We start from the raw sequence: 25,051 nt of genomic DNA, 5'->3' as shown, positions 1-25,051 counted from the left end.
CGGCAGCCCAGAAGAGTACATTAACTATGTCCGTTGAAAGTTCTAACGTGCAATCGCGCGACGCTACAGTGTTGTCCGAAGAAGGTGGTGTCTACGCTGCGCTTTTCAGCAAGATCAATCTAAGCCCTGTCGCAGAGTTGGCAGATATCGAAACTTTCCAGCACGCCGAGGCCTTGTCGGAGGCGTCGACTGATGAACGTGTCACTGCCGCTGTCAGCGTGTTCTTGAAATTGCTAAAGCAGTCATCGCAAAAAGTGGAACGTTTGGACAAAGTTCTGCTCGACGAACATATCGCCTCGCTGGACATGCAGATCAGTCGCCAACTCGACGCAGTGATGCATCATCCTGACTTTCAACGCGTCGAATCAACCTGGCGTGGCGTGAAGTCACTGATCGACCAGACCGATTTTCGCCAGAACGTACGCATAGAATTGTTGGATATCAGCAAAGACGATCTGGTGCGGGACTTCGAAGATGCCCCGGAAATAGCGCAGAGCGGCTTGTATTTGCACACCTACACTCGCGAATACGACACGCCGGGTGGGGAGCCGATTGCGGCAGCCATCTCCAACTACGAGTTCGATCGCAGCCCGCAGGACATCGCGTTGCTGCGCAACATCTCGAAAGTGTCGGCAGCGGCGCACATGCCGTTCATTGGTGCGGTGGGCCCGGCGTTCTTTGGTAAGAAGTCCATGGAGGAAGTAGCGGCCATCAAGGACATCGGTAACTACTTCGATCGTGCCGAATACATCAAGTGGAAAGCATTTCGCGACAGTGACGACGCGCGCTACATCGGCCTGACCCTGCCTCAGGTCCTGGGTCGCCTGCCGTATGGGCCGGATACGATTCCCGTGCGCAGCTTCAACTACATCGAAAGCGTCAAGGGCCCGGACCACCATAAGTATCTTTGGACCAATGCGTCTTTTGCCTTCGCTGCCAACATGGTCAAGAGCTTTATCGCCAACGGTTGGTGCGTGCAGATTCGAGGGCCGCAGTCCGGCGGTGCGGTCACGGATTTGCCGATCCATTTGTACGACCTGGGTACCGGTAATCAGGTGAAGATTCCTTCGGAGGTGATGATTCCGGAAACCCGCGAATTTGAATTCGCCAATCTCGGTTTCATCCCGTTGTCGTATTACAAGAACCGCGACTACGCGTGCTTCTTCTCCGCCAGTTCCGCGCAAAAACCAGCGTTATACGACACGCCGGATGCCACCGCCAACAGCCGAATCAATGCGCGCCTGCCTTATATCTTCCTGCTCTCGCGTATTGCCCATTATCTGAAGTTGATCCAGCGCGAAAACATCGGCACCACCAAGGACCGTCGTTTACTGGAGTTGGAACTCAATAAGTGGATCGGCGGGTTGGTCACTGAGATGACCGACCCGGGAGATGACTTGCAGGCGTCCCATCCGCTACGTGACGCGAAAGTGACCGTCGAAGACATTGAAGACAATCCCGGTTTCTTCCGCGTGAAGTTGTATGCGGTGCCGCACTTCCAAGTCGAGGGCATGGACGTCAACTTGTCACTGGTTTCGCAGATGCCCAAGGCAAAAGCCTGACTCACTCCCAAGGAAACGATGCCATGAAAATCGATCGTCCTTTGTGGGCGTCCGGGACTTTGTTGTCTGCGCAACAGTTCCAGCAGCAGGCACGCTGGGAAGCCTGGGCCAACGAACAGCTTGCTCACCTGGCCTTGGCACACCCGTGGGGGGTGAAGGCTGTAGCGTTTGACCTGGACGCATTGCGCCTGGGCAAGCTCAAGGCAACCCGGCTGAGTGTGCGCATGCCCGACGGAACCCTGCTCGATAGCGAAAGGGTGGATCGTTTGCCGCCAGGGCTGGAGTTGGCGCGGCTACTGCCTGACGATATCCAGCAAACGCTCGTGCTGCTGGCTTTGCCTTTGGAGCAGGCCAACGGTAACAACTGCCTGTTGCAGGAAGGCCGGGCTGATCGGCCGACCCGTTATCGCCAGGACTGGCGACCGGTACAGGACCTCTACGCAGACGAAGTGCAGTCGATCGGCGTACTGGAGCACGTGCTGAGCCTACGCCTGGATCAGGACGACAACGGCGACTACCTGACTTGCCCCATCGCGCGCCTGGCGCGCGAAGGGCAGGCTGGGTGGAGCCTCGACTCGACCTACGTGCCGCCGCTGCTCAGTTTCGCCGCGCATCCAGGGCTCCTGGCCCAGTTGGATAACCTGCTGACTCAATTGTCCGCCAAGCGGCAACGACTGATGGGCATGCGTCGGGAAAGCAATCAGCGCATGGCCGATTTTGCCGTGGCCGATGTGTCGTTGTTCTGGCTGCTCAATGCCTTGAATACCTATCAGCCGGTCTTGGCCGACCTCAAGGCATACCCGCAGCGGCACCCTGAGCAGGTTTACCTGGAGTTGATCAAGCTGGCCGGCAGCCTGCTGACGTTCTCGCTGGAACACGATATCGACAAGATTCCGGCCTATCGGCATGAGCACCTGGAAACCGTGTTTGCACCGCTGATACGCACCATCTCCACTTTGCTGGAAGCCAGCCTGCCGTCGCGGGTCATTGCTTTGGTACTGGAGAAGAAGGGCGTCAATCGCTGGGAGGTGAAACTCAACGATGAGCGCCTGCGTGAACCTGGCGGTGCGGACTTTTACCTGTCGGTTCGCAGCCTTTTGCCGGCCGCGCAATTGCAGGATCAGTTTCCACGCCTGTGCAAGGCCGGTGCGTCGGACGATGTCGATGCGTTGATCAATGCCGCACTCGATGGCGTTCCGCTGAAACCCCTCAGCCATGTGCCGGCGGCTGTTCCTCTGCGCCTGGAGAACCAGTACTTCGTCCTGGACCTCGGTCATCCCAAGGGACAGGCGATGTTAGCCATGGGGACCTGTGCCTTCTACGTGCCCAGCACGCTGGCGGATGTGCAACTTGAACTGTTTGCGGTGCTGCGCACATGAATCTGATCACTTCGAAAAAACACAACGCAACGACGCTGGACATCGATGACCTGTTGCAGGGCACCTACCTGCTGGTGGTCGAGTTGCGCCAGGGCGCTTTGGTGCTCGATAGCGAGGCATTGGTAGACCGTTGCGTGGAGCAGATCGAGCAGGTTCGACAACGGCTCGAACAGGCGGGGTTGAGCCCGCGTAGCATCGATCACATCAACCATGCCCAATGCGCGCTGCTGGATGAGACGGTGCTCAGTTGCGCACAAGAGGATGCACGTACCGATTGGGCCAGGGAGCCGTTGCAGGCCAGGTTTTTCAATCGGCACCAGGCGGGTGAGTTTCTTTACGAGGATATGCGGGAGGTGTTGCGCGAAGCCGCGCCGGATCAGGCCGTGCTGACCGCGTTTCAAAGGATACTGACGCTGGGTTTTCGGGGGCGTTACCAGGATCCATCCGATCCGGAGCGCGAGCAGATTCTGGCCGACTTCAACGCACGGGTCGCGCCCTTGGCACTCGATCAATGCCTGACTACACAGGGGGCTGGTGGCGAACTGATCGAAAGACTGCGCCGGTTCGGTTCGCCCTTGGTGCATACCCTGGCGATCGTCCTGTTGTTCGCTGGGGTCTGGTGGGCAATGGACCATCTGTTGAACGGCGTGATCGCCTCACTTTTGCCCGATAGGGCGTGAGGCGCAAATGACGCTCAAACTGCAACGAATTCTCTGGCTGTGGGCGGGCACGCTTGCGCTCGCCTTACTCCTCATCATTGAGCTTGCCACCTGGGCACGCGTCGTCGCGATGCTGGTCGTGGTGAGTTGTGTCTGGTTGGGCTGGGTGCTGTCCAGCCGCCGTGTGGCGCGCCGGCTTGGATCGGCGGGCCTGGCCGCAAACGCTTCCTTGCCCGCGGCTTCATTTCGTCGACCGGTCGTACTGGTTTGCGGAGATGACCAGGAGGCTTTGTTCGGCACCATTGCATTAGAGCAAATGGCCCTGCGCGTGAGTACCCAGGGGTGCTACATCCGAGTGTCGGAACTGGAACAGTTACCGGCCGTCACCGAAAGCATCCTGGCCTTGCGCCCGGATTGGGGCGGCCAACTCAGTGTGATGCTGGTCGTCAATTGCGGTTCGCACGCCGAGCCAGGCGTCCTGGCCGGGCACTTGCGCGCCTTCCGCTACCAGTTCGCCCAGGCGCAAAAGTACGGCGGCGCGTTACCGCTGGTGCTGGTGAGCTACCTACAGACATCGCAAAGCGAAGAGCCCTGGTTTTGTTGGGCGAACGGCCAGTCCAGTCCTCGGGTTCGTAATGCCGGTGCCTGCGTCAGTGTGGCCGATTGGCAATCGCAAGCCGTTGATTCGTCGTTGCAAGCCATGCGGGTACACACCGTCGTGCAACTGCGCAGCGCTGCCGCCTGGCTGCATGAGGCGGTCCTGCCACACTTGCGGTTCGATGATGCTGTTGGCTCAGCATTTATTTGCGCTATCAAACCGGTACGGGCGTTGCCCCAGCTCGTGGAGGGGAATTTGTGGCGACAATGGCTACGCCACAAGGTAGCGCTGGAGGACAACAGGCAAGCATTGGCAGGTACGCGGTTGCCGTTCCCGGATCCTGTATTGAACCTGATCCCACGGCGCGTCCAACGCTTGCAGACACCGCGCGCGATTGTCGCCGGCTTGTGGATGTTCGCGCTGACCGGCGTACTCGCGTTGCTCCATTCTGCGTGGCAGAACACCTTGTTGGTACGTCAGGTCAGTGATGACCTGCACCGCTATGCATTCCTCTCGGCGTTGGATCAACGTGATCAGCAGGCCGTTGTCCGGCGTGAAGGTACAGCACTGGTGCTCCGTCAAGCAGGCCAACGGCTGGACAGCTATTACCGCAACGGTGAACCGTTGGCGCTAGGCTTGGGCCTGTATCGCGGCGAACGTTTACGTGCGCCGCTGTGGGCGGCGCTCGCCAATCACCGCGAACCGCCACTTCCGACGCCCCTGCAATCACCCAAGCCGGTACGCCTGGACAACCTCTCGCTGTTCAGTCCGGGCAGCGCCCAACTCAAGCCGGACTCGACCAAGGTATTGATCGAGGCACTGGTCGGTATCAAGGCCCAACCCGGCTGGCTGATCGTGATCGCCGGGCACACTGATGCCACCGGCGATGAGTCCCGGAACCTGCGGCTGTCCCGCGCCCGGGCTGCCGCCGTGCATGACTGGATGCAACACATGGGCGGCCTGCCTGACAGTTGCTTCGCGGTGCAAGGGTTCGGCGCCAGCCAACCGATCGCCAGCAATGACACCGAAGCAGGGCGCGCCGCCAATCGCCGTGTCGATATCCGTCTGGTACCCGAAGTGGGGGCGTGTGCCTTTCCCACGGCCGGTCCAGACACGCAACCCCCCGTCGCATCAAGCGACTCTTAACCTTCAGAAACAGGAGCTTCCCATGGCAATTCCCATTTATCTCTGGCTGCACAAGGACGCCAACGAGGCCATCAAGGGATCGGTGGATGTGCAAGAGCGCGAGGGCAGTATCGAGGTGCTCGCCCAGGAACACAGCCTTGCGATCCCCACGGATAGCAACACCGGCAAATTGACCGGCGCGCGGATGCACGCACCGTTTGTGTTTACCAAGGAAATCGATGCTTCAACGCCTTATCTGTACAAGGCCGTGACGAGCGGGGAAACCCTCGAGAGTGCCGAATTCAAGTGGTACCGCATTAACGATGCCGGGCAGGAAGTCGTGTACTTCGTCACCCGCCTGGAAAAGGTCAAGGTGGTGAAAGTCGCGCCGAAAATGCACGACATCAAGGACCCAGGCAAGGAAAAGCACAACCATCTGGAAGAAATCGAGTTGCGCTACGAGAAGGTCACCTGGACCTACAAGGACGGCAACATTATCCATTCCGATGCCTGGAGCGAACGCCAGAGCGCCTGACACGCCCACGTCGGTGTGTTGGGTTGAGCGTCCGTTCGCGGGCGCTCAGCCAAGCACATCTGCTTTCAATCCTCGCTTGCACCAACACTGAAAACCACACAAGGACGCCCCTCATGGCACAGAGCGCCACTCGTTTGCTTCGTCGTCTGAATCCCTACTGTGCCCAGGCACTGAGTGACGCGGCGTCGCTGTGTCAAAGCCGTGCCCATGGACATATCACCATTGAGCACTGGTTGCTCAAGTTGCTGGGGCAGGGCGAGGGCGACCTGACTGTCATCGCTCGTCGTTACGAATGGGATCTGGAGGCGCTCTGGTACGGCTTGCTCAACCACCTCGACAGCCTGCCGCGCAGCGTACAGGGCAAGCCGCAGCTGTCGGAGCCGTTGCAGGAGCTGATCAGGAGTGCCTGGCTGCGCGCCTCGCTGGATGACGACAACGACCGGCTGCGTTCCGCGCATCTGTTGGGAGCGCTGATGGACACGCCCGGCCTGCTGGTTTGCGCTGAGGCCTGGCCATTGCTGAGTCTCAGCGAGACCCAATTGCAGCGTTTATTTGCCTTGCTGGATCAAACCTCCGAAGAGCGTCCCGAAGTGCAAGAGCACGTCGCGATGTGCGAGTCCGTTGCCGCCCCCGATAGGGCGAAACCCGATGCACGGCAGGCGCTGCTGGACAGATTCACCCAAGACCTGACCGCCCGGGCGCAGGAAGGGCAGATCGATCCAGTGTTCGGTCGCGACGATGAAATACGCCAGGTCATCGACATCCTCAGTCGTCGACGCAAGAACAACCCGATCCTGGTCGGCGAGCCGGGCGTGGGTAAGACCGCGCTGGTGGAAGGCCTGGCGCTGCGCATCGCCCAGGGCGACGTGCCGGACAGCCTCAAGTCGGTCAGCGTGCGGGCGCTGGACCTCGGGTTGTTGCAAGCCGGAGCCGGGGTCAAGGGTGAATTCGAGCAGCGCCTGAAAAATGTCATCGACGCGGTGCAGCAGTCCGAAACCCCGATCCTGCTGTTCATCGATGAAGCCCATACGCTGATCGGCGCCGGCAACCAGGCGGGCGGCGCCGATGCGGCCAACTTGCTCAAACCGGCCTTGGCCCGTGGCGAGTTACGCACCATCGCCGCCACCACCTGGAGTGAGTACAAGCAATACTTCGAACGCGATGCGGCATTGGAGCGGCGTTTCCAGAAGGTCAAGGTCGACGAACCGGACGACGCCAGCGCCTGCCTGATGTTGCGCGGCCTCAAGGCGCGCTACGCCAGCCATCATGGCGTGCACATCCAGGATGCGGCGGTGCAGGCCGCCGTCAGCCTGTCGCGGCGCTACCTCACCGGTCGCCAATTGCCGGACAAGGCGGTTGACCTGCTGGACACGGCCAGCGCACGGGTGCGCATGAGTGTGGACTGCGAACCGCAGGCGCTGGTTCGTGTCAAGGCGCGCAAAGTTGCCCTGGAACTGGAGCGTCAAGCGCTGGAAGTAGACCAGGGCCTTAGCGGCAACGTTGATACGGAACGCCTGGCGCAAATCGCGGCGCAACACACTGAGTTGGAACATCAGCGAGTTGAGCTGGTGCGCGAATACATGCAGGTGCTCGATTTGTCCCAGCAACTGCTTGATGCGCGCGAGGCTGGAGTATCGCAGCAGCAAACGTGTGGGCAGTTGCAACGACAGCTGGATGCAATCCAAGGCAATCGACCTCTGTTGTCCCTGGATGTCGACGCGCGCAGCGTGGCTGAGGTAATTGCCGATTGGACGGGCGTACCGCTGGGCAGCCTGCTCAAGGACGAACAAGCCAACCTGCTGGAGCTGGAACAGCAATTGGCCGAGCGCGTGATCGGCCAGGCCCCTGCACTTAATGCAATGGCCCAGCGCCTGCGCGCGGCCAAGGCCGGGCTCACCGATGACAAGGGGCCCTTGGGTGTTTTCCTGTTGGTGGGCAGCAGCGGGGTCGGCAAGACCGAAACCGCCCTGGCCCTGGCCGACAGCCTGTTCGGTGGCGAAAAATCCCTTATCACCCTCAACCTTTCCGAGTACCAGGAAGCCCACACCGTCAGCCAGCTCAAGGGCTCGCCACCCGGTTACGTCGGCTATGGGCAGGGCGGCGTGCTGACCGAAGCCGTGCGCCAGCGGCCCTACGGCGTGGTGCTGCTCGACGAGATGGAAAAAGCCCACCGCGACGTACTCAACCTGTTCTACCAAGTCTTCGATCGCGGCTTCATGCGTGATGGGGAAGGGCGCGAGATCGACTTTCGCAACACCGTCATCCTCATGACCTCCAACCTGGGCAGCGACCCATTGCAGGCCTGCTTGCAGGTGCAACCCGACGCGCCGGACAGCGTGCTGCATGAACTGATGCGACCGATCCTGCGCGAACATTTCCAACCGGCCTTGCTGGCTCGATTCCAGACCCTCATCTACCGCCCTCTGCAAGAGGATGCCCTGCAACGCATCGTCGCGATCAAGCTGGGACAGGTCGCCAAGCGTTTGCAGCGCCACTATGGCTTGCACTGCGAGATCGACGACGCCCTCAACGATGCCTTGGTTGCCGCTTGCCTGCTGCCCGACACCGGGGCGCGCAACATCGATAGCCTGCTTAACGAACAGATCCTGCCGGTGCTGAGCCAACAGCTGTTGCAACGTCGGGCAGCGCAGCTGCGAACCCGCGCGGTGCACCTGGGTTATTGCCAGGAGGAGGGGATTACCCTGCGCTTCGTCGATGCTGTCGAAGCCACCACCACGGAGGCCGCGCAATGAACACCGCCGTGCGCACCTTCTTCGACCACAGCCGCCACACCCTCAGCGTCTACAACCTCAAGGCCCGTCTCGACGTCCTGGCCTTCGTTGGTGAAGAACACCTGAGCCGCCCCTACCATTACCGCATCGAGTTCACCTGCACCGAGCGCGACCTGGCCGCCACCGACCTGCTCAACCACAGCGCCCATTTCAGCCTGTACCCGATGCCGCCACCGCCGACACCGAAGGGCTTCAAACCGCCGGTGATCAAGCCGTTGCGCACCTTCCACGGTGCGGTCACCGAGTTCAAGCGCCTGTCCGGCTCCCACGACGAAGCCCGCTACGAAATCACCCTGCAACCGCGTTTCGCGCTGCTGGACCGGGGCAAACAGTTCCGTATCTACCAGTACCAGTCGGTGCCGGAGATCGTCGAGCACATCCTGCGCACGCGCCACGATTTCCTCGGCCAGCACTTTTATTTCAACGTGGTGCGCAAATACCCTCGCCGCGAACAAGTCATGCAATACGACGAAAGCGACCTGGCCTTCATCGAGCGCCTGCTGGCCGAGGTCGGCATCTGGTATCGCATCGTCAGCGACGATCGCCTGAGCATCGACGTGGTGGAGTTCCATGACGACCAGCGCCACTACCAGCGCGGCGTCGAGTTACCGTGTCGCCCGCCGTCAGGCTTGACCAGCAATGGACAGGACGCGGTCTGGCAGCTGCAAACCGCTCATCAGGTGGTGGAAAAGAACATCAACTTTCGCGCCTATAACCACCGCGAGATCTACGCCTACCTTGACGGCGAAGTCGACCATAGCCGACGCGCCAAGGGCACCTACGGCGAGGCCTATCACTACGCCGAACCCTATACGGTGCTGGGCGACCGATACGCCCTGGATGAAGACCTGCAAAGCGAAAGCGGCTTTTTCTACGCGCGCCTGCGCCACGAACGCTACCTCAACGACCAGGTCCGCCTCAGCGGCACCACCAGCGCCACCCTGGCGCCGGCGCAACTGCTCAAGATCACCGGCGGCGCACCCCAGGCCTTTGAACCCGGCGCGGTGATCGTCGGCCTGCGCACCGAAGCCGCTCGCGACCGCAGCTTCATCGCCACCTTCCAGGCCATTCCCTACTCGGAAACCGTGTGCTTTCGCCCGGCGCTGCTGCCTAAACCGCGCATCAGCGGCACCATTCCCGCCCGTATCAACCACCCGGAAACCAACCCGCCGTACGCCGACCTCGACTTCGAAGGCCGCTACAAGGTGCGTTTTTTGTTCGACCGCGACACCTGGGAAGCCGCCCGCTCAAGCGCCTGGCTGCGCCTGGCCCGGCCCTACGGCGGCGACACCCACGGCCTGCACTTCCCGCTGCAGGCCGGCACCGAAGTGGCGGTCGCGTTCGAACAAGGCGACCCCGACCGCCCCTACATCGCCCACGCCCTGCACGACAACGAACACCCCGACTTGGTCACGGCGCGCAATGAAAGACGAAACGTGCTGCGCACCCCGACCAACAACAAGTTGCGCATGGACGACACGCGGGGGCAGGAGCACGTCAAGCTCAGTACCGAGCACAGTGGCAAGAGCCAGTTGAACCTGGGGCATCTGGTGGATGCCGAGCGCAAGAAACGGGGGGAAGGGTTTGAGTTGCGTACGGATGGGCATGGCGCTATTCGTGCTGGCGCAGGTCTTTTCATCAGTGCCGATGAGCAAACCAAGGCAAAGGGTGACGTCCTGAGCATGGACCCGGCCAGCGCCCAAGTCGAAGGCGCCAAACAACAGATGGCCGACTGGCAAGACATCGCCCAGGCCCATCACAGCCGCAAGCCCGACCTGGGCGGCTTGCAGCAATTTCAGACCGACGCAAAAGACCTCAAGGCCGCCGCCATCCTGCTCAGCGCCCCCAAGGGCATCGGCGCCGTCACCCCGGCCAGCCTGCTGCTCAAGAGCGGCGATGCGCTCTACCTGCAAAGCCAGGACGAAATCAACGTCGCCGCCGCCAAACGCCTGTCGGCCCATGCCAATCAAGGTATCTCGCTGCTGGCCCAGCAGGAAGGCATGCGGCTGGTTTCGGGCAAGGGGCCGTTGGAGATCGAATCCCATGGCGATGTGTTGGATTTGAAAGCCCAGCAAGACATCAGCGTGCAGTCGGTGCAGGGGCATGTGCAGGTGACGGCCAAGAATGGCATCACGTTGGCGTGTGGGGGCGGGTTTATTCGGATTAACCCAAGCGGCGCCATCGACATCCATACCCCCGGCAAGCTGAACCTCAAGGGGCAACACGTTTGGGAGCTGCCTGCCGGACAGAGCTTTGCGGTGGCGGATTTGCCGCAGTCGGTGTGCAAGGAATGCCTGGAGAAGGCTCGCAAAAACGCCGTTGGACTCTTACCGCGCGAAGGTTAAAACAAGGAAAACATGTACATGGCATCGCCAAGCGAATGGCAAAAACAGATTGAACACGTTTGCACTACGGCGGACATACAGCGCGTCGACCTGCTGCTGGACCAGGCCGCCTGGGACAGCTGCGCCGTACCGGCATTGAAGCAGCTGAGGCCGGAGGTTCCATGGCATTCATTGTTCGCCGGTACACCGGAGGAAAACCTGCTGGAACAGGCACCGCTGTTGATGCGGCTGGATCTGGCCCATTGGCAGCATCGGGCCTGGCTGGAACAACTCATGACTCACTGTGCAGCTGACGCCCGGCTGCTGGTCGCGATTTCACCGTTGTCCTTCGACGTCCTCAGCCAGGCCCTGCAAGCCCTGTCCCAGATGAAGTGGGGCGGGCGACCCGGCTTGTTGCGGTATTACGACCCACGCATCTTTCCGTTGTTGGTGTCGTCCATCTTGAACGACGAACAGCGAATCCAGTACCTGCTACCGGTCAGTTACTGGAGCTGGCTGGATCGGGACAGCCAGCCGCAATGGCGACGGGGCGCAAGCCAAACGCGGACCAGCATCGACATTCAACCCCTCGTCGAACTGAGCGATGAGCAATGCGACCTGATCGGCTGCATCTCCGATGCGCAGAAACTGTTGAATAGCGGGCGATTTGACCAGCTTGAGGAAAGTAAGGAACAGCGGTTTGCTTTGTTGTATCGGTTGGTCGTGCGGGCAAGTAAAGAGAATTACTTTGGAGAACTCAGTGAGTACGTGGAGCGATGTGTGCTTCCTGACTCTTGATGAATCGATTTGGCATTGTTCGCGATAGAGCTCGGCCAAAAAATCGCATGGAAAAATGTTCGAGTGAGGCAGGTTTTTCGTGCGATTTGAAATGTAAATAAAAGGACTTTGCCATGAGGCGTTTGATGTTAAGGAAGAGGATGAAGCGAGGGTTATATGCCTTGCTGGGTTTGATGTTGTATGGGTGTTCTTCTGCGGATAGCGGGATGGCAGGAGGAAATATTGAGGCCGTCAACCATACGCGAAATGCCATTAATTGGTTGTCCGTTAATGGTTATAGGGCTGACGGAGGGGGCGGCAGTTCCTGTTGCGTGATCATGCCGACGAAGTGGCGTCCTGGCTTGAAGGCTTATATTGAGTGGGAGGTTGATACAGATCCTTACGCATATTCGAAGTGGCCTCCATTGGGTACTGATGGCTATCGTGCGGCTCAAATAAAACATAAAGCCAACTATCAGCATCATAGTGCCACGGTGGAGATTCCGGAGTGGCCGGGGAAAGAGTCTTGTGCTTTAAAAGTGCATTTCCTGACGTGCAATCAAGTGAAGGTTACTACCGCATGCGCGGTATACGGTCAACCCAATTACCCGATTAATGATCCCTTGGAAACGAAGGAGCCTGCCGTATGCCCGAAATAAAAAGCAACTTGAAGGCGAACAAAGGGCCGAGGCGATCGACGCTAAGGAAGGTGGCGCTGCGTGGGCTCTATGCCTTGTTGGGATTGATGTTGCACGGGTGTTCTTCTGCCGATAACGAGATGGCGGGAGGGAACATACAAGCTGTCAACCATACGTTAAATGCCATTAACTGGTTGTCCGTCAACGGTTACAGGGCTCACGGAGGGGGGGGCAGTTCCTGTTGCGTCATCATGCCGACGAAGTGGCGTCCCGGTTTGATGGCTCATATTGAGTGGGAAGTTGATACGGATCCTTACGCATATTCGAAGTGGCCTCCATTGGGGACTGATGGTTATCGAGCAGCTCAAGTAAAGCATAAAGCCAACTATCAGCATTACCGTGTCACGGTAGAAATTCCGGAGTGGCCGGAAACCAAGCGCTGTGGTTTAAGTGTGCATTTTTTGGTTTGCAATCAAGTTAAAGTCACAAGCTCTTGTTGGTCATACTATTCACCCAATTATCCTATTAAAGAACCCTTGGAAATGAAGGAGCCCGCTGTATGTCCGAAGTAAAAAATAATAATTCGAAGGCTAAGGTCTGGGCGCCGCCAGTCTTTCCTGCTAGTGGACGCTTGCCCGCAGAGATTCGAAATGTAAGCGATAACCACGATAAGCAAACCACAGAGGAAAATCGTTTTCGCCAGAAGACCAACGCCAGGGGACAGAAACAGCACTCGGCGTGCTGCCATAGTTTGCACATCAGCCTGTTTTTTGATGGTACCAACAATAACGAGGACAACGATACCAAGAAGGGGCATCCCAGTAATATTGCCAAGTTGTTTCATGCCTCGCTCCAAGGTCCAAAGGCTATGCAAAACGGCTATTTCTCCTACTACATGCCTGGCGTCGGCACCCCCTTTCCGAAAATCGGCGAGCTGGACTACAGCGAGGATGGGCTGAAATACGCCACCGGTGGAGAAGACCGCATCAACTGGGCCTTGGTGCAGGTCGCGAGTGCGTTGTCTTTTGCATTGACCAGAAACGGAGTCGATGACGTCGTTGCCAAAACCAAGGTTGAGTCGATGAGCACTTCCAAAGGCCCCATGATGAGCATCTTCGGCGCCGGTCGGCGCCGACAAGTCATGAAAGGCCTGCTGGAACCCTTGAGAGCCTATGTCCCCAAAACCAGACCCCAGGTGCTCGGAGTCAAGCTCTATGTATACGGCTTCTCCCGCGGGGCGGCGGAAGCACGCACCTTCATAACCTGGCTGAGCCAACTGTTCGACACGCCAGACGGGGCCGAGAATCCAGAACAGACATTACTCGGCCTGCCGGTGAGCATCGAATTCCTCGGCCTGCTCGATACCGTGGCCTCGGTGGGTATCGCCCATGTCACGCCATTTTTCGCCGGGCACATGGACTGGGCCGACGACACCCAGTTGTTGCCGGACGCAAAAACATACCCGGACTTCGTCAAATGCTGCCGGCACTTTGTCGCGGCCTTCGAACAGCGCGCCTGCTTCCCGCTGGACTCGGTCCGCAACGAGGATGGCAACTACCCGCGCAACACCTATGAAGTGGTGTACCCCGGGGTGCATTCCGATGTCGGCGGTGGTTATCCGAAAAATGACCAGGGCAAAGCGCGCGGTGGTACGGACGAATTGGTGTCGCAGATCGTCCTGCACGATCTGTATGCCGCAGCCTTCGCCGCCGGGGCGCCATTGCAAGTGCCCGAGGCGGTTCTACCGAAAAGTCTTGAGACGGAAAAGCGTTGGCGAATCCTGTCCGAGGCAACCAACACGGAGTTCGATGTAAACCCTAAAGTCATCGAACGCTTCAACGCCTGGCACCACCAAACCCTTCAAACAGTCCCGCCGGAGGATCAAGACAGCATCCCCACCGATGGCTACCACCCGCAGCTACTCACCACCACCGTCGAAGACACCCTGGCCGATCAACTGGGCTGGATCACCGGCTGGCGCATCGGCCGTTATGCCAATGACCTTGAGAAAGTTGACGACCGTTATCGATACAACGACAGCTACAAGCACCAACCTTTCTTCAAGGAGGCCATTGAAGTCACCGCCTATAACACGGACGAACAGCGCAGCGCTTATGAAGAAGCGAAGCGGATTGCGCTGAAAAACCGCCAGAAAGAACCCGCAGCGGCGATGAATCATCCCGGCCCGCCGATCTATGAGCCGCAGATTGACCAGACCCAGCTCAGCCAGGCCGCCACCGAGTTCAAGCACGACTACCTGGATATCGATCGCAAGCAGACCAGTTGGTCGGGCAAATTCCTGGATGTGGTGGTGCGCGATTCGGTTTACCTGCTCAACGAGAACGACGAGGTGCGAGACCACGCCAGCATCAAGGCGGCGGGCGAGCAGCGCAACAAACAGCTATTCCGTGACAAGTTCGGTAGACCCAGCCAGGACCCGGGGCTGGCGCTGCTGGTGGCGTTGTTCGACGACCATATCCACGACTCCCGCGCGTGGTTCATGCACGACAAGTTGGCGTCCCGCGAATTGTGGGCCGGCTATTTTTTCTATCGCATGACCTACTTCGGCAACGAAAACAGCCGCGACCTGTCCCCGGTGGTGGTGGCCGGGCGGATGCTGGGCGTGGCGGTGCTGGCGGGCGCCACGGTGTATGGCATCAAGCGCGGCGGTGCATTGGGCGCCTTGGGTGGGCTGACGGCCGGCATGGGAGCGGCGACCATCGGTTACCGGGTGGTCGATAAGGTCACTGGCGCCGTGGTGCCGTTCTTGCCGGGTGCGGAAAAAATCCTGCAGCCGACCCGCCATATCGGCCAGGTGGTGACCGAGCAGAAGAAACAGATCGCCCTGGATGATTATCTGCAGCGTATGGAACGGACCGACGAAATGCTGCGTCAGGCCGGAAGCCTGGTGGAACCGGATGGCGAGGTGATCTCATGATGCCTGTGATCCGCGTAGGCGACCCGCTGCATCCCTTCGGTGGCGAAGTGCTGGAAGGCTGTTTTCTAGCATTCGGGCAACCGATGGCATCCGTTGGGGGCAAGGTTCGCTGCGATTTGCATGGCGAGAATCGCATCGCCCAAGGTGCGGCGGGGTACAGCATCAACGGCACGCTGTTGGCCCTGCACGGGTATCGCTGTGAATGTGGTTGTACGTTGGTCAGCACGTTGGCGCTGTCGATGATGTCGGTGACGCCATGAACCGTGCCCCGTGCTACCCGCCGCTCGCCGAACCAGGGGAGCCGCGCTGGCGCCGTTGGTGGCTGGCGTTACCGCTGCTGTGGGGGATGCAGTTGGCGGTCCTGTTGACGCTTTGGCCCGAGGATCAACCCCGTTTGGAACTGTGGTTGTGGAGCGCCGTGTTGCCGCTGGGTTGGGCGCTGGCCTTGGCGCTGCGCGTATTGCCGTGGCAAATCGGCTTGTTCAATCGCGATGTGTTTCGCCGCACCCAGCATGACAACACACAACGCTGGTGGCGCTGGCGAAGCCTGGGGTTGCCGGTGGAACAGGTGCTGTTGTTGGGGCCGGCTGGGGATGATCAAGAACATTACCAACGCCTGATGGAAAACACGCCCTTGCCCCCATCACCGGCCACCTCCGATGCGGCGCCGCCCGGTCGGCGTTGCCCCGTGATACTGGGTAAGACCGTCGAACGCGCTCCGGCGCTGGCGCAACACTTGGCCCGGTTGGTCCTGGGGCTTGACGCGTTATCGGAGCGCTGGCCGAAGTTGCGGGCGATTGCCTGGGTGGGCGACGAAGCTGGCCTGGCTGCTTTTGAAAAGATGCTGGAAGACAACGGCACCGCGCCGCCCAAGGTGCGCTTGCCCTTGCAGGACCTGGCTGACCTGGACGAACTGATCGATATCTTCAATCACGAATGCCGTAAGCCGGACGATTGGCTGCTGTGCGCTGGAGTGGTGTCGATGCAGAGCGCCGAAGAAGCAGTGCCGCCCGGCGAAGGCGGCTTCGTCTGGCTGGTGAGTCGGCAGGGTCAACAGCTGTTGCATCGGGGCGAATACCTGTTGAGTGAAACCAACGAGCCGCCCGCTGACCTCTGCGCACAGATGCAGCGTTATGCCGGGTTGCAAACACCGCCGCCGACGTGTCTGGCCATGGATCAGGCCAGCCAGGAGGCCTTCGTGGGCGGTTGGTCGGCGGTAGAGCATCAACTGGCCGGGCACTGGGGCGCCTTGGCGCAGTTGGCGCCGTTTATCGGCATGTCGTTGGCGTTGTTGCAGGCAAAGGAGGCTGGGCAGCCCTGTGGCTGGCTGAGCCGGGATGCGGACAAACGATTGGCTATAGGAGTGGCAAAGCCTTATGGAAATGAATAACGGCGAGCCCAAGGGCTCATTGATCGGGTTGGGATCGGGCTACCTCCTGGTCATGACGTTCATGGTCATACTCGGTTGCCTACTGTATCGCTTGGCTGGTCACCACCTGGGTTGGCCGCCCGTACCGCTCCAGCAATTGGTGTTGTGGGGACTGGGCGCATGGTTGGCGCTCGTTTTGTTCTGCCCGACGATTCTGCTGGCCTGGGATCGTTTGGCGGTACGCCAGGCGCAGCGGACCACGCAGGGCATCCATGGCGGCACCTCCACCTCCCGATTGAATCCGCAACCTGATTCGAAAGACGACGAAGAGAAGTTGCTCAGGCTCCGCGAACACCTACGCTTCCAATACGGCCCCCTCTGGCGCCAAAAAGTCCGCCTCCTGCTCATCGTCGGCGAACCCACCCAAATCGCCGCCATCGCCCCCGAACTGGAAAAAAAGAAATGGCTCGAAGGCGAACGCACCGTGCTCCTATGGGGCGGCGGCCTTCAGGAAAAGTTGGAAACCCCACTGCTGAACCAATGGCTCACCCTACGCCGTGGGCGGGCGTTCGATGGGGTGGTCTGGGCGTTGGACAAACCTCAAAGCAGCGACGACGCGGCGATGGCCAAGGCGCTGCGGCACTTGCACGACCTGGCGCGGCAGGTGCGGCGGCAGTTGCCCTTGCATGTGTGGCAGGTCTGCGACAGCGCATGGTCGCAGGACGGGCGCGAGACCCAACCCGTGGGCTGTTTGTTGCGCTCGCCGGTCACGGCGCAGACGCTGGAAGCGAGCCTGCGCAACCTGCTCGGTCCCTTGCGTCATGAGGGGCTGGAGCAGATGCAGGTCAACAAGCAGATGCACCACGATTTCCTGCTGCGCCTGTCCCGGGATCTGAAGGTCGAGGGTATTGCCCATTGGCGTCAGGCGTTGGCGCCGTTGTGGGGTGGGATGAACCCGGGCGTGCTGCTGCGCGGGCTGTGGTTCAGCCTGCCGCTGTCCGTGGCCCACAGCAGTGAAAACCTGCACTTCTGGTGGCCGGATCCGGCCTGGCATGGCGTGCAGCGCGACAAGGCGGTCGGCGCTCGCCTGGGCTGGGGCGTACCGCGAGTCGCTTATGCGCTGTTCATGGGCCTGGCATTGGTGGGCATCGCGGGGACGGTGGTCTCCTTCGTGAGCAACCGGGCGCAGATCGTCCAGGTGCAGTCGCTGTTGACGGCCTTGCAAGCGTCATCAACACAAGAAGAACAACTGCTCGCGCTGAACGAACTGGCCCGCGAGTTGGCGCGCCTGGATCACCGCGTCGTGCACGGCGCGCCGTGGCAGCAACGCTTTGGCTTGAACCGCAATGAAACATTGCTTGAGCTGCTGTGGCCACGTTATGTCGAGGCCAACAACCGCCTGATCCGCGACCCGGCGGCGGCCCGCTTGCGCGAGCAATTGAGCGCGTTGGTCCAGCTCGCGCCGGGCAGTCCCGAACGTGCCGAGCGCACCCGTGACGCCTACGATCAGCTCAAGGCCTACCTGATGATGGCGCGCCCGGAAAAAGCCGAAGTGGACCTGTTAGTCAAGACCCTGGGCCACGTCGAGCCTGAGCGTGACGGTATCTCCCCCGGCCTCTGGCAAACCTTCGCACCCAACCTCTGGCAGTTCTACGCCGAGCAATTGCCCGCGCACCCGGACTGGCGCATCGAGGCCGACCCTCGCTTGGTGGCGCAGGTGCGCCAGGTGTTGCTCGACCAGATGGGCCAACGCAACGCCGAGGCCAGCCTGTATAAACGCGTGCTCGACGAAGCCGCGCAGCATTACCCGGCCCTGGGCCTGCAACAGATGGTCGGCGACACCGAGGCCGCCGCGTTGTTCTCCAGCAAGGCCAGCGTACCGGGTGTATTCACTCGCCAGGCCTGGGAGGGCCAGGTGCGCCGGGCTATCGATGAAATCACCCAGGCGCGGCGAGAAGAAATCGACTGGGTGCTCAGCGACAAACCCGGCGATGTCGATGACCGCTTGACCCCCGATGTGCTCAAGGCGCGCCTGACCGAGCGCTATTTTCAGGATTACGCCAGCGCCTGGCTGGGGTTTCTCAATAGCCTGCGTGCCAATCAAGCAAAAAGCCTGGATGGGGTGATCGACCAACTGACACTGATGAGCGATGTGCGCCAATCGCCGCTGATCGCGCTGATCAACACCTTGGCCTACCAGGGGCAGGCCGGCACTCGCGGTCAGGCCTTGGGCGACTCGCTGATGAAGTCCGCGCAAAAGCTGATCGGGCCGGACAAGGCACCGGTGATCGATCAACTGGCCGATCTGCCGAGCGGCCCACTGGACGCGACGTTCGGGCCGTTGTTGGCGCTGCTGGGCAAAGGCCCCGAGGGCAAGGGCGGCAATGACAGCTTGAGCCTGCAGGCCTACCTCACCCAAGTAACCCGCGTGCGGCTGAAGTTGCAACAAGTCAGCACCGCCAGCGACCCGCTGGAAATGACCCAGGCCTTGGCCCAGACCGTGTTCCAAGGCCGCGGCATCGACCTGACCGACACCCAATCCTACGGCCGCCTGATGGCCGCCAGCCTCGGCGCGCAATGGGCCGGCATCGGCGAAACGCTGTTCGTGCAACCGCTGGAACAGGCTTGGCAACGCGTGCTGCAACCCTCGGCGGCAGGCCTCAACAGCCAGTGGCAACGCTCGATCGTCGCGCATTGGAACACGGCCTTCACCGGTCGTTATCCGTTCGCCGCAACCGCCAGCGATGCTTCGTTGCCGATGCTGGGGCAGATGATCCGCGCAGACACGGGGCGCATCGAACGCTTCCTGCACAGCCAGTTGAGCGGCGTCTTGCGCAAGGAGGGCAACCGCTGGGTGGCCGATCCGCGCCATGGTCGCGGCTTGCGGGTCAATCCCAAGTTTTTGGCGGCGGTCAATCAACTGAGCGACCTGGCCGACGTGCTCTACACCGACGGCAACCTGGGCTTGAGTTTTGAACTGAGCGGCAAAGGCGTGCGCGATGTGGTGCAGACCACCTTCATCCTCAACGGCGAAAAACACGAGTACTTCAACCAGAAGGAACGCTGGCAGCGCTTCGGCTGGCCGGGGCGCGGCGACTACCCCGGCGTGAGCCTGACCTGGACCAGCGTCCACACCGGCGAGCGGTTGTTCGCGGATTACGCCGGCACCTGGGGGCTGATCCGCTTGCTGGAACAAGCCACGTTCACCGCACTGGATGACGGCGACAGCCGCTACCGCATGGTGCTCAAGGCCCCAGATGGGCTGGGCTTGACCTGGCACCTGCGCACCGAGCTGGATGCCGGGCCGATGGCGTTGCTCAGGTTGCGAGGGTTTACGTTGCCGGGGCAGGTATTTCTCACCGAGGGCGGAGCAGCGGCGGGCTATGCGCGCAACGAGCGATTCGAATGAGCCTGCAGAGTTTGATCACCCGCTGCCTGGGCGAGCGCGACGCACTGTCGATTGCCCGTGAACAAATGCCCCGTTGGCAACCCTGGCTACAGCCCATCAGCGATGCGTCTCCCGTGGGCGACGACCCTGGTTACGACGATGACTTCCAGCACATGCGCGAAGAAGTCGACAAGTTGTCCGGTGCCGATGCCGAACGGGTGATCCAGCTGGCTGAAAAGCTACTGACCAAGTCCTGTAAGGATCTGCGGGTGGCCACTTATTACCTGTGGGCGCGTTTGCACAGGGACGGTGAGGCGGGGCTGGCCGATGGCCTGAGCCTGCTGGCGGCCTTGGTGGAGCGGTTCGCCGAGACGGTGCTGCCTGTACGGCCCAACAGTCGCAAGATGGCGTTGCAGTGGCTGGCCGGTAGCAAGGTGCTGGATACCTTGTCGCTGTATCCGGAGCTGGTGAAGGCCGAAGCCGAGCGCACCGTCGCGGCGTTGGTCTGGCTGGAGCAGGGCCTCGATTCATGGTCTCAAGATCAACGCCCGTGCCTGGGGCCTTTGTACGCCGCGCTCTCTGCCCGGCTGGCGCAGTCTGGAGGCATGGAGGCATTGGTCCCGCAGAACACGGCCAGCCAGGAATCGAATGGGACGTCGTCGGCCACAGTGATCAGGTCCGGTCGGGACCTGTTGGACACTGGCAGGGCCTTGGCCGGTTATTTGCGCGATCAGCCTCAAGGGTGGTTGGCAGCCCATCGACTGATGAAGAGCCTGCGCTGGGACACGGTGCATCAGGCGCCACCCCAGGCTGCCGATGGCAACACCCGTTTGGCGCCGCCGCGCGCAGACCATCGGGCGCAACTCAAGCGTTTGTATCTGCAACAAGGCTGGAGTGAGTTGCTCGATCAGGTGGAACGGATCTATGCCGAAGGCGTGAATCATTTCTGGTTGGACTTGCAGTGGTACGTGTACCAGGCGCTGAGCAAACAACCCGCGCCTCAGGATCGCTGGGCCGATATTACCCAGCGTGATTTAGGCATGCTCCTCGATCGGTTGCCGGGGCTGGAGCTGTTGTGCTGGAGCGACGGGACGCCCTTCGCCGATGAGACCACCCGTGAATGGATCGCCCAGCACGTCATCGGCAATCGTCCTCAACAATGGTTGCCGGCTCCATCGCCCGCACCGAGCACCGTCGATGCCGACATTTTATCGCTGGAAGGCGAAGCCCTGGCGCAGGCGGACAGGGAAGGGGTGGAACCCGCGTTGGCCTGGCTGGCTGCGCGCCCGGACATCCACACCGGACGCCAGCGCTGGCTGCTGCGTCTGCTGATGGCTCGGGTGGCCGAGCAGTTTGGCAAAACTGACTTGGCGATTCATCTGCTGGGGGAGCTGGATACCGCCGCACAGCACCACGACCTGCACGCGTGGGAGCCCGAGTTGTTTTTTGAGGTCAAGGCCCGCCTGCTCAAGTTGCTGCGCTTGAAAGCCCAACGCAATGACGCCGATAAACCCGCTCTCGCTCGACGGATGGAGGGTTTGCTGGCGGCCCTGGTGGCCATCGATCCGGTACGTGCCGCAGTGCTTTGCGGTTGACACCTATTGATCAGGATTCTTTATGGACATGGACAATCTGACACTGCGCTATTTCGATGCCGAAATGCGTTACCTGCGTGAGGCCGGCAAGGAGTTCGCCGAGGCGTTCCCGGACCGGGCGGCGCACCTCAACCTGGACAAACCGGGAGCCCGGGACCCTTATGTCGAACGCCTGTTCGAGGGCTTTGCCTTCCTGATGGGGCGCCTGCGTGAAAAACTCGACGATGATTTGCCGGAACTGACCGAGGGTCTGGTCAGTTTGTTGTGGCCGCACTATTTACGGACCATTCCGTCGCTGTCGATCGTCGAACTGGTGCCCGATCTCGCGCAGATCAAGCGCAGCGAGCGGATAGCCCAGGGTTTCGAGATCCTGTCGCAACCCATTGGGCCGCAGCGCACTTGCTGCCGTTACACCACCACGCAAGACCTGACGCTGCAGCCGCTGGCGCTGACCGCTGTAGAGCGTGACCATGAACTCAATGGCCGCTCGCTGCTGCGCCTGCGCTTTACCCGTAGCGTGTCCGTTGATTGGGCGCATATCGACCTGGGCCGCTTGCCGCTGTACCTGAACGCCGATGCACCGCTGGCCAGCGCCTTGCACCAAGCCCTGACCTTGAACCAGCAGGCGATGTATGTACGCTGGCCCGGCCAGTCGGAGCGCAAGCCTGTAGACGGGTATTTTGCGGTCAAGGGGTTTGCTGACGAAGATCGACTGTGGCCCAAGGGTGACAGCGCTTTCAGCGGCTATCAGCTGCTGCTGGAGTACTTCACGTTCCGTGAAAAATTCATGTTCGTCACCCTCTGCGGGTTGGATCAGCTGGAGATCGAGCCAGGAGCCCCTTGGTTCGAACTCGAAGTGGTGTTGCGCGAGCCCTGGCCTCATACATTCGACCTGAGCACTGAACATATCCGCCTGCACGCCGTGCCGGTGATCAATCTGTTCGTGCTGGAATCCGATCCTATGGCGCTGGATCCTCTGCAAACCGATTACCTGCTGCGGCCCATGCGCTTGCAGGATGGTCATCTGGAAATCTATTCGGTGGACGAAGTCACCGCATCGAAGGAAGAGCAGCGCCTGGACTACGTGCCATTCAGCAGCTTTCGCCACAAGGGCGGCATGCTGCGTGACGAGGCTCCGGAACGTTATTTCCATACTCGCTTGAAGCGGGCCGCCAATGGTTTGCATGACACTTGGCTGATCCTCGGCGGCGAAGGCTTCGAGGAGGATCGGTTGCGGACCCAGAAACGCCTGTCGTTACGCTTGACCGGTACCCACGGCCAACTGCCGCGCAAAGCATTGCAGAGCACTGTGCTAGATACGACAGTGCAGCTCACCCAATTCGGTCTACGGGTGCGCAACCTCTGTGCACCGACGTTGCCTTGCTACCCGCCAAACCGCGACCGTTTTCACTGGCGCATCCTCAGCCACTTGGGCTCCAACTTCTTGCCGATGCTCGACAATGCCGAAGTGCTACGCGGAACGCTGGCATTGTATGACTGGACGGGCAGCGAGCTGAATCGGCGGCGTCTGGCGGCGATCGTCGAGGTGAGTCATCACTTGGTCCAACGCTTCGAAAAAGGCTTTCTGCTGCGCGGCGTGGATATCGAAATCACCCTGGATGCCAATGGCTTTTCGGGGGAGGGCGATATCAACCTGTTCGGCGAAATGCTCAACCGCTTCTTTGCGCTCTACGCCGATATCCATTTATTCACCCAGCTCACGCTGATTCTTCAACCCACTGGAGCGTGCCTGCGATGGAGCGAGAACCACAATCAGCGTATTCCCGGTTGAACACCGACGGTTTGCTGAACCGATTGCAGGAGCGGGTGGCCGAGGCCAGCCTGTACCGTTTTTGCCAATTGCTGGAACAAGCGTCGCCCGCAAATCCTCTCCTGGGCAGCACCGCGCGCCCGGCGGACGACCCGGTGCGTTTTCGACCCGATCCGGGCATGGGCTTCCCAGCCGGCGAGCTGAAAGCGATCGAGCTCGATAAGGAAAACCCGCAGCGTCCGGCGACGGTACGCACCCGCCTGCTGGGGTTGTACGGTGTCGACTCGCCGATGCCGACGGCATTTGTTGATGACATCGCTCAACGTCGGGAAGGGCATGAGGCTCTGGAGGCCTTCCTCGATATTTTCAATCATCGGATTTTTACCCAGTTCTACCGGATCTGGCGCAAGTATTCCTATCCGGCCACCTTCGCAGCAGGCGGTACCGATGCGACGTCGCAATGCTTGCTGGGCCTGATCGGGCTGGGCATTCCCGGAACCACACGACGCGTCGCGACTCCTATCTCGCGTTTCCTTGCGTTGCTCAGCGTCATGCGTCTGCCGACCCGCAACGCCGAAGGCATTAAGGCGTTGGTCAAGCTGCTGGCGAGCAAAACCCAGGCGCGGGTCAGCCCGCGTTGGCCGCAGAAAATTCCCTTGCCGCAACCAGCCAGTCTTTGCTCATCACGTCCGGTGACCCTGTCCGAAGGCACGCCATTGGGCAATGTCGGGCACGACGTCAACAGCCAGTTGCACCTGATGTTGTCCACCGACGATGCGTCGGAGGCCAACGACTGGTTGCCCGGCGGAACGCTGCACAGCGACCTGCTGGTCCTGCTGCGGGTGTACCTGGGATGGCGTTGCAACGCGACGCTGCAATTGACTGTCGCGGTCAGCAGCCTGCCGACCCCGGTCTTGGGAAATCCCCATTTGCGATTGGGCATGACCGGTGTGCTGGGTTTGGGGGCAGACACCTGGTCGGCGAAAGAACAGGACACTCTCACGGTCAATCTGGGCCGCTATCAAGGCCTCTCCACCAATCCTCGAAACAGGAAAACACAGCATGTCTCATACCCTTTTTAATCTTTCGATACTGACGGTGATCGCCACAGTGCTGGGCGGGTGTGGACTGACTCAGACCGTCACGGAAGGTACCGCGTCCGCCGCCGAGACGATTTTCTATAAGCAAGTGAAAACCCTGCATCTGGATTTCAACGCGCGCACGACGCTCAACACCGATATCGCGGATATGAGCGCCTTGTCGCTGCCAACCCTGGTGCGGGTGTACCAGTTGCGCGACAGCAAAGCACTGGACCGGGCGACTTACGAGGGGCTGGTGAATGGGGACGACGGTCTGCTCGACGGTGTATTGCTGGACAAGCGTGCCGTGGTAGTGAAACCCGGAGCAGGGGCGCAGTTGAGTGTGCCGATGGACCCGCAGGCACGGGTGGTCGCGCTGGTGGGCTTGTTTCGTCGCCCTGATGCCCAACTGGACACTTGGCGGCTGATGCTGACACGCGATGAGTTGGACCCGGATCGGGCCCGGCTCATCGAGATGGGTGACAACCAACTGTTCTTGCGTCCCTTGGCGAAGGAGTGAGC

At 60.6% G+C, this 25,051-nt stretch carries 18 protein-coding genes; all 18 read left to right on the top strand.

Features of this window, described 5'->3' with window-relative positions:
* Positions 1–26: 26 nt before the first annotated feature.
* The 18 genes from tssC to tssJ all read left to right on the top strand — a co-directional run bounded on the left by tssC (position 27) and on the right by tssJ (position 25,049).
* On the top strand, positions 27–1,562 hold the full coding sequence (tssC, locus tag B0E42_RS15970) for a type VI secretion system contractile sheath large subunit (RefSeq protein ID WP_077506824.1): 1,536 nt from the start codon (positions 27–29) through the stop codon (positions 1,560–1,562).
* A 23-nt stretch (positions 1,563–1,585) separates the two neighbouring features.
* Entirely contained in the window at positions 1,586–2,941 is a 1,356-nt protein-coding gene (gene tssK / locus B0E42_RS15965; RefSeq protein ID WP_077506823.1) for a type VI secretion system baseplate subunit TssK, read from the top strand.
* Positions 2,938–3,621 (top strand): type VI secretion system protein TssL, short form, encoded by a 684-nt coding sequence (gene tssL, locus B0E42_RS15960; RefSeq protein ID WP_077506822.1) that lies wholly within the window; start codon positions 2,938–2,940, stop codon positions 3,619–3,621. Before tssK ends, tssL begins: the two co-directional genes overlap by 4 nt.
* A gap of 7 nt (positions 3,622–3,628) precedes the next feature.
* The gene (locus B0E42_RS15955; RefSeq protein ID WP_077506821.1) at positions 3,629–5,344 is read left to right on the top strand and encodes an OmpA family protein; all 1,716 of its coding nucleotides are present in this window, start codon (positions 3,629–3,631) and stop codon (positions 5,342–5,344) included.
* Positions 5,345–5,366: 22 nt separating this feature from the next.
* Positions 5,367–5,858: an Hcp family type VI secretion system effector gene (locus B0E42_RS15950; RefSeq protein ID WP_077506820.1), complete on the top strand. Its 492-nt coding sequence runs from the start codon at positions 5,367–5,369 to the stop codon at positions 5,856–5,858.
* 113 nt (positions 5,859–5,971) lie between these two features.
* Positions 5,972–8,611 (top strand): type VI secretion system ATPase TssH, encoded by a 2,640-nt coding sequence (gene tssH, locus B0E42_RS15945; protein ID WP_077506819.1) that lies wholly within the window; start codon positions 5,972–5,974, stop codon positions 8,609–8,611.
* Positions 8,608–10,995 (top strand): type VI secretion system Vgr family protein, encoded by a 2,388-nt coding sequence (locus B0E42_RS15940; protein WP_077506818.1) that lies wholly within the window; start codon positions 8,608–8,610, stop codon positions 10,993–10,995. The genes tssH and B0E42_RS15940 overlap by 4 nt, the downstream gene beginning before the upstream one ends.
* A 12-nt stretch (positions 10,996–11,007) precedes the next feature.
* On the top strand, positions 11,008–11,772 hold the full coding sequence (locus tag B0E42_RS15935) for a DUF4123 domain-containing protein (protein WP_077506817.1): 765 nt from the start codon (positions 11,008–11,010) through the stop codon (positions 11,770–11,772).
* Between the two features lie 113 nt (positions 11,773–11,885).
* On the top strand, positions 11,886–12,410 hold the full coding sequence (locus tag B0E42_RS15930; RefSeq protein WP_139353167.1) for a DUF3304 domain-containing protein: 525 nt from the start codon (positions 11,886–11,888) through the stop codon (positions 12,408–12,410).
* A gap of 86 nt (positions 12,411–12,496) precedes the next feature.
* Complete coding sequence (locus B0E42_RS15925) at positions 12,497–12,961, top strand: DUF3304 domain-containing protein (protein ID WP_256578318.1); 465 nt, start codon at positions 12,497–12,499, stop codon at positions 12,959–12,961.
* Complete coding sequence (locus tag B0E42_RS15920) at positions 12,949–15,327, top strand: DUF2235 domain-containing protein (RefSeq protein ID WP_077506815.1); 2,379 nt, start codon at positions 12,949–12,951, stop codon at positions 15,325–15,327. The genes B0E42_RS15925 and B0E42_RS15920 overlap by 13 nt, the downstream gene beginning before the upstream one ends.
* Positions 15,324–15,587 carry a PAAR domain-containing protein gene (locus tag B0E42_RS15915; RefSeq protein ID WP_077506814.1) on the top strand — a complete coding sequence of 88 codons (264 nt, stop codon included), beginning with the start codon at positions 15,324–15,326 and terminating at the stop codon, positions 15,585–15,587. The genes B0E42_RS15920 and B0E42_RS15915 overlap by 4 nt, the downstream gene beginning before the upstream one ends.
* Before the next feature lie 140 nt (positions 15,588–15,727).
* Complete coding sequence (locus tag B0E42_RS15910) at positions 15,728–16,717, top strand: hypothetical protein (RefSeq protein ID WP_077506842.1); 990 nt, start codon at positions 15,728–15,730, stop codon at positions 16,715–16,717.
* Positions 16,704–20,105 carry an ImcF-related family protein gene (locus B0E42_RS15905; RefSeq protein ID WP_256578315.1) on the top strand — a complete coding sequence of 1,134 codons (3,402 nt, stop codon included), beginning with the start codon at positions 16,704–16,706 and terminating at the stop codon, positions 20,103–20,105. Before B0E42_RS15910 ends, B0E42_RS15905 begins: the two co-directional genes overlap by 14 nt.
* On the top strand, positions 20,102–21,679 hold the full coding sequence (gene tssA, locus B0E42_RS15900) for a type VI secretion system protein TssA (RefSeq protein ID WP_077506813.1): 1,578 nt from the start codon (positions 20,102–20,104) through the stop codon (positions 21,677–21,679). The genes B0E42_RS15905 and tssA overlap by 4 nt, the downstream gene beginning before the upstream one ends.
* Positions 21,680–21,701: 22 nt before the next feature.
* Positions 21,702–23,471 carry a type VI secretion system baseplate subunit TssF gene (gene tssF, locus B0E42_RS15895; RefSeq protein ID WP_077506812.1) on the top strand — a complete coding sequence of 590 codons (1,770 nt, stop codon included), beginning with the start codon at positions 21,702–21,704 and terminating at the stop codon, positions 23,469–23,471.
* Positions 23,435–24,532, top strand: coding sequence for a type VI secretion system baseplate subunit TssG (gene tssG, locus B0E42_RS15890; protein WP_077506811.1), 1,098 nt, complete (start codon positions 23,435–23,437; stop codon positions 24,530–24,532). Before tssF ends, tssG begins: the two co-directional genes overlap by 37 nt.
* The gene (gene tssJ / locus B0E42_RS15885) at positions 24,513–25,049 is read left to right on the top strand and encodes a type VI secretion system lipoprotein TssJ (RefSeq protein ID WP_077506810.1); all 537 of its coding nucleotides are present in this window, start codon (positions 24,513–24,515) and stop codon (positions 25,047–25,049) included. Before tssG ends, tssJ begins: the two co-directional genes overlap by 20 nt.
* The last annotated feature ends 2 nt before the right edge of the window (positions 25,050–25,051 follow it).

It is taken from the genome of Pseudomonas sp. A25(2017) (assembly GCF_002001065.1).
In the GTDB taxonomy this organism is placed as follows: domain Bacteria; phylum Pseudomonadota; class Gammaproteobacteria; order Pseudomonadales; family Pseudomonadaceae; genus Aquipseudomonas; species Aquipseudomonas kilonensis.
The sequence above is the reverse complement of the archived record's forward strand: the minus strand, read 5'-3'. Positions and strand labels throughout refer to the sequence as shown.

What these genes read in the sequence shown, in the direction of transcription:
- tssC (WP_077506824.1), top strand. Translation starts at nt 27, where the DNA reads ATGTCCGTTGAAAGTTCTAACGTGCAATCGCGCGACGCTACAGTGTTG.
- tssK (WP_077506823.1), top strand. Translation starts at nt 1,586, where the DNA reads ATGAAAATCGATCGTCCTTTGTGGGCGTCCGGGACTTTGTTGTCTGCG.
- tssL (WP_077506822.1), top strand. Translation starts at nt 2,938, where the DNA reads ATGAATCTGATCACTTCGAAAAAACACAACGCAACGACGCTGGACATC.
- B0E42_RS15955 (WP_077506821.1), top strand. Translation starts at nt 3,629, where the DNA reads ATGACGCTCAAACTGCAACGAATTCTCTGGCTGTGGGCGGGCACGCTT.
- B0E42_RS15950 (WP_077506820.1), top strand. Translation starts at nt 5,367, where the DNA reads ATGGCAATTCCCATTTATCTCTGGCTGCACAAGGACGCCAACGAGGCC.
- tssH (WP_077506819.1), top strand. Translation starts at nt 5,972, where the DNA reads ATGGCACAGAGCGCCACTCGTTTGCTTCGTCGTCTGAATCCCTACTGT.
- B0E42_RS15940 (WP_077506818.1), top strand. Translation starts at nt 8,608, where the DNA reads ATGAACACCGCCGTGCGCACCTTCTTCGACCACAGCCGCCACACCCTC.
- B0E42_RS15935 (WP_077506817.1), top strand. Translation starts at nt 11,008, where the DNA reads ATGTACATGGCATCGCCAAGCGAATGGCAAAAACAGATTGAACACGTT.
- B0E42_RS15930 (WP_139353167.1), top strand. Translation starts at nt 11,886, where the DNA reads ATGAGGCGTTTGATGTTAAGGAAGAGGATGAAGCGAGGGTTATATGCC.
- B0E42_RS15925 (WP_256578318.1), top strand. Translation starts at nt 12,497, where the DNA reads ATGTTGCACGGGTGTTCTTCTGCCGATAACGAGATGGCGGGAGGGAAC.
- B0E42_RS15920 (WP_077506815.1), top strand. Translation starts at nt 12,949, where the DNA reads ATGTCCGAAGTAAAAAATAATAATTCGAAGGCTAAGGTCTGGGCGCCG.
- B0E42_RS15915 (WP_077506814.1), top strand. Translation starts at nt 15,324, where the DNA reads ATGATGCCTGTGATCCGCGTAGGCGACCCGCTGCATCCCTTCGGTGGC.
- B0E42_RS15905 (WP_256578315.1), top strand. Translation starts at nt 16,704, where the DNA reads ATGGAAATGAATAACGGCGAGCCCAAGGGCTCATTGATCGGGTTGGGA.
- tssA (WP_077506813.1), top strand. Translation starts at nt 20,102, where the DNA reads ATGAGCCTGCAGAGTTTGATCACCCGCTGCCTGGGCGAGCGCGACGCA.
- tssF (WP_077506812.1), top strand. Translation starts at nt 21,702, where the DNA reads ATGGACATGGACAATCTGACACTGCGCTATTTCGATGCCGAAATGCGT.
- tssG (WP_077506811.1), top strand. Translation starts at nt 23,435, where the DNA reads ATGGAGCGAGAACCACAATCAGCGTATTCCCGGTTGAACACCGACGGT.
- tssJ (WP_077506810.1), top strand. Translation starts at nt 24,513, where the DNA reads ATGTCTCATACCCTTTTTAATCTTTCGATACTGACGGTGATCGCCACA.